This is a genomic window from Paraburkholderia sp. SIMBA_053, from assembly GCF_046534895.1.
GTDB classification, from domain to species: Bacteria; Pseudomonadota; Gammaproteobacteria; order Burkholderiales; family Burkholderiaceae; genus Paraburkholderia; species Paraburkholderia caledonica.
Map to the genome: position 1 here is coordinate 1 of NZ_JAWRXU010000783.1, position 268 is coordinate 268.

The following is a 268-nucleotide window of genomic DNA, read 5'->3' on the forward strand; positions in this document are numbered from 1 at the left end:
GTCCCAGAGTTCCGGCGCGACGTAGCCGCGCGCCAGATTGCGCATGTACTTCTGCGGGGTCGTGATGTTCAGCTTCTGCTCGTTGAAGTCGAATTCGACCGTTGCGTCCGGCACGCTCGCGCTGACATCGACGCATGCGTCTGCACCCTGATCCGCTGCGTTCGTCAGCTTCGTGAAGTCGACGCCGTACGCTTCGAGCATCTTGCGCGTGAGACAGGCGCGCGCGTTCTCGCCTTCATGCACGGCGGTGAAGCGCACGCTCTCGCGC

General features: G+C 63.8%; 1 protein-coding gene. It reads right to left on the reverse strand.

Annotated elements, in window-relative coordinates; genetic code table 11:
- The coding region (locus SB753_RS37710) for a FimD/PapC N-terminal domain-containing protein (protein ID WP_410805242.1) at positions 1–268 on the reverse strand (268 nt) is incomplete at both ends.